A 4,279-nucleotide genomic window follows, 5' to 3' on the forward strand; every position below is an offset into this window, starting at 1 on the left:
GTAGTTGCGTTCTGTGCTCATGAGGTCGATTCTCGCAGCGGAAACTGGCACGCTTCATCCGGCGCTGGCGTTACAACCGGCCGGGACGAGACGCCTGCCGCGGAGCGGGAGCCCGCGCGGATGAGATGATGTCAAAAGACTGTAAAAACACCGGCGCCCACCGGGCAGCATCTCTTGCTGCGAATCCAACTACCTCTATGAGCAACATTCTCGATTTCACATTGATCGAAGGCATCAAATGCTTCAGCCCGAAGGTCGCCAGTGCCTACGATGACTATCCGGACGAAGGCTTTGACGTCACGGATGAATATGCCGAAACCAGTTTTTGGGTCAGCGCCAGAACCCGGCTCTTCAAAGGGCTGGTGAAACGCAATCTCCCGCCATCGCAGAAAGCCAGGTTCCTGGAAATCGGCTGCGGCACCGGGGACTTCATCAAGCACCTGCGAGACGACAAAAAGCTCGAAATAACAGGATCGGAAGTCTATTTAAAAGGCTTGGTCTACGCCAAGAAGAATCAGCCCGATGTCGAATTCATTCAGTTCGACGTTACCGAGGGGCAGATCGGGCGCGAGTTCGACATGATCGTCGCGTTCGACGTGATCGAACACATCGACGACGACATGGCCGCACTCTCGAACATCAACCGGATGCTGGGAAACGACGGCGTCGCGATCATTTCGGTGCCTCAGCACATGTTTCTATGGGGCCCGCTGGACGAAATCGTCAAGCACAAGCGCCGATATTCCAGAAGTGAGTTGAAGCAGAAGATGGAAGCAAGCGGATTCAAGATCCGCTACACCACGTCTTTTGTATTTTTTCTTTTTCCGTTGATGCTGGCGGCCCGCCTGTTCGATAAAAAGCGCGACAACAGCGACTCGGATCAGAACGCGCTGTCGAAGCGGGTCAAGTTTTCACCCGTGGTGAACGGCGTCATGGGATTTTTCATGCGCATTGACGAATTCCTCGTGAAGCTGGGAATTTCGCTGCCCTATGGCGGGACATTGGTCATGGTTGCGGAAAAAGGGACGCCCACGTCTCGTTGACGAGGCCGTGCGATCACCCACCCGCTCCGACAACCGGTCGACGATGCCGAAAGCGAAACTCGAACGTTCGTGAGCTCGTCTCGATGATTCACACGAAGGGTTGAATGGCCGATCGGCCACGGCTATCTCTGCCGAAGACCGCTCCAGATCTGGATGGTCTGCTTGCCGTAGGGAAACACCGCATCGCCGCAATGCTGGAAATTGGACGGAAACCCGTTCAACCCAGCCGGAAGGGGCGGAAGGCTTCCGTCCATGTTCAACCGGACTGCGATCACGGCCTTGTCGGCAATGGCTTCGTGCGATGCGAGCACTGCTTCGGCCTGGTCGACGTTGTTCAGCCAGGGCGTCGCCACCGGTACCGCGTTCAGCGCCAGGGCCAGGCCCGGCACGTTGTACAGCCCCAGGAACGGCGCGCCGGGTGCAATGCGGCACTTCGCGACGGCTGCGTCGATCTCCAGCATGAACTGCCTGGTTCCCGCATCCACCTTCACCCGCCCCAACGGACCGATGGCGACAGGGAAAGATTGCCGGTCCATGCGTTCGCTCAGGCTGTAGGGAGGCTTGGCCTTATAGACAAGGATCTGGATGCTCGTCAGCGCAACGAACCCCGCGAGGAGCGCCATCGGCACCACCGCGTCCCGGGTTCCCGCCGGCCTGGCATAGGCGGCAAGCACCATCAAGACGCCCCAGGGCGCCAGGGAAACGATCACCTGGCTGAAGAGCGCGTTGCCGGTTCCCATCGCCACGCTGTAGGGCAGCATGGCCAGCGCGGCGCTGAGCCATCTGGACCGTGCCGGCATCGACTGCCAGGCGACCGCGAGCATGAGCGCCAGAAAAACCAATGCCCGCTGCATGTACTCGACGTACTGCGTCATGCCGTACTCGAAGTACTGCGTGGCGAGAAGCGTGTGTCCGAGCGCGGCGATCACCAGCCCGATCGTCACCCAGCTTTTCCTGATCAGGTACACGAGGACCGCCACGATGAGAAACACGTCCGACCGCATTGCCGCGGCTGTGTAGCCTCCGAACTCGAGGGCGTAGCGGCCCAACCGCGTGAGGATGGGCTCGGTCTGGACCATCCTGAAGAGTTCCATGCCGCCGCCGAAGGCCTGCGCCGCTTCGCCTGGCGTGGTGTGCGAGAAAAGCAGCGCGGCGAGACCGAGCAGTCCACCGGCGGCCACGGTCGCCAACGCCAGCGCCTTGCTCCTGCCCGACCGGTCCAGCCACATCACGGCTATTGCCACGAGCACGAAGGTGGCCACGCCCGATGAAGGCTTGCAGACGAACTCCACCGCCAGCGCAGCGCCGGCCACGCCGAAAAGCCCGGCCCGCCAGGCAGCCGACGTCTTGTCGCCAGCCAGCAGCACCAACCCCAGGGACAGGTACGCGCCCGCCGAAGCCAGCAGGTTGTAGCTCGGCGACACATTGATGGTGATCGCATACAGCAGCGCGCAAACAACGGCGCTGCCGATCACGGCTACACGACCCCGCCAAGGCAGCGCGACAGGTGCAGCGCGCCCCTTTGCAGCGGCCAACGCCCCCACGCCGAGCACCGCCGCGCTGCCGGCCAGCAGCACGAGGCCCGCCATCCGGAAAGACGCGAGGCTGCCCGTGACCCGCCAGATCGGCCCCATGGCCCACTGCTGGGCACTGATGTAGAGCCGGGTCGCGTCGGGATGGATCGCAAGCAGCAAGTAATAAGCTTCGTCGGTGATTTCGAAGCCGCGGTTGCGTGACCAGACCACATAGACGATCACCGCGCATGCGGCGACCAGCACGAGCGCGGCAACCGCCGCTTCCAGCGCGCGTTGCGGGGTTGTCGCGCGGCCGCCCATCTCGTTGACGGGCTTGCTGTCGTCCACTGGAATCACGGCACCGAAGACTGCTCGGCCCTCAGCGACCAGAGCTTTGCCGTCAGGAAGTTGAACAGCACGACGAAGGGAATCAGCAGCAATTGCCCATAGAACGGCGCGATGTGCGTCTTCGAGGTCAGCAGGTGCAGCAACAACACGTTCAGCGCGACCGATACCAGGCCCGCCCCGATGTACTTGAGCAGCCGCGAACCGAAGGTGACCTTCTCGCTCGGCTTGAAGACCCAGTAGTAGTTCAGCGTGTAGGTGAGCAGCATGCCGATCAATGCAACCAGCACCAGCGCAACCAGGTGATTGATGTGCAGCACGACCACCGCCAGGTAGAAAAGCACCAGCGTAAAGACGAAGTTCAGCGCCCCGACGACCGTGAACTTGGAGAACTGCGCAGTAAGGGTCTTGAGAGGATTCACACGCCGGGTTTCAGAAGCGGTCCCTGACGATGTAGTTCGGCCGCTTGCGCACTTCTTCGTTGATTCGCCACACGTACTCACCGACCACGCCCAGCATCACCATGATGAGTCCGCCGATCAGCAGGACGGCGATCATGAGGGGGGCCCAGCCGTCGAAGGGCGTCTGGCCCCGAGCCCATGCGATCACGATGCTGATGCTGTAGAGCACGCCCAAGGCGGAAGTCAGCAGCCCCGCCAGGGAAATGAAACGGATGGGCAGGTAAGACGCATCGAGCATCGCGTCCAGGAAGTTCTTCAGCTTCTTGCCGAAGTTGTACTGTGACTTGCCGATGGTGCGTTTTTGCCGCTCGTAGGGGATCAGGCTGGTCCGGTAGCCGGTCCACAGCAGGTCGCCCTGGAAAAACCGGTGGCGCACATCGATGGAATTGAATTCGTCCATGACCTTGCGGTCCATCAGCACGAAGTCAAACCCGCCCGAAGGCATCTGCGGAATGGCCATGCGCAGCATGCCGTAGGCCAGGCTCGAATACGTCTTGGCCAGCCAGGTGTCCGCGCGGTCCGTGCGGTGGCAGATGACGATCTCTGATCCGGCGATCCATTTGTCGACCATCTCGGGGATCAGGTCCACCGGGTCCTGCAGGTCCGCCGAGATGTTGATGACCGCGTCGCCGGTCGCTTCCTTGAAGCCCGCCAGCATTGCGGCCATCTGTCCGAAGTTGCGCGTGAAGGTCAGCCCCTTCACGTTGGGGTCACTCGCGCAGAGACCGCGGATTTCTTGCAGCGAGCCGTCGGTCGAGCCGTCGTCGATGAAGATCACCTCGTACTGGTGCGCCTTGAGACGGTCCGCGAATACGCCGGCTATCTTCTCGTGCGTCTTGGAGATCGCGCCCTCGTTCTGGTAGACCGCGACGACAAAGGAAACTTTCATTTTTCTGTTCCGCGTTCGCACAGCAGG

4 protein-coding genes are annotated in these 4,279 nt (G+C 61.3%); 1 reads left to right on the forward strand and 3 read right to left on the reverse strand.

Annotation, left to right across the window (positions count from 1 at the left end):
* The first annotated feature begins 197 nt into the window (after positions 1–197).
* Positions 198–1,043: a class I SAM-dependent methyltransferase gene (locus DBV14_RS32220; RefSeq protein ID WP_185546197.1), complete on the forward strand. Its 846-nt coding sequence runs from the start codon at positions 198–200 to the stop codon at positions 1,041–1,043.
* A gap of 122 nt (positions 1,044–1,165) precedes the next feature.
* On the opposite strand, the gene DBV14_RS32225 is transcribed toward DBV14_RS32220, so the two are convergent.
* Genes DBV14_RS32225 through DBV14_RS32235 form a run of 3 tightly spaced genes read right to left on the reverse strand, consistent with a single transcriptional unit; the run spans position 1,166 to position 4,252 of the window.
* Positions 1,166–2,905 (reverse strand): hypothetical protein, encoded by a 1,740-nt coding sequence (locus DBV14_RS32225; RefSeq protein WP_124466031.1) that lies wholly within the window; start codon positions 2,903–2,905, stop codon positions 1,166–1,168.
* A gap of 5 nt (positions 2,906–2,910) precedes the next feature.
* Entirely contained in the window at positions 2,911–3,324 is a 414-nt protein-coding gene (locus DBV14_RS32230) for a GtrA family protein (RefSeq protein ID WP_185546198.1), read from the reverse strand.
* A gap of 10 nt (positions 3,325–3,334) precedes the next feature.
* Positions 3,335–4,252, reverse strand: coding sequence for a glycosyltransferase family 2 protein (locus tag DBV14_RS32235; protein WP_124466036.1), 918 nt, complete (start codon positions 4,250–4,252; stop codon positions 3,335–3,337).
* Positions 4,253–4,279: the final 27 nt, after the last annotated feature.

The organism is Variovorax sp. KBW07, assembly GCF_003852515.1.
Classification (GTDB): domain Bacteria; phylum Pseudomonadota; class Gammaproteobacteria; order Burkholderiales; family Burkholderiaceae_C; genus Variovorax.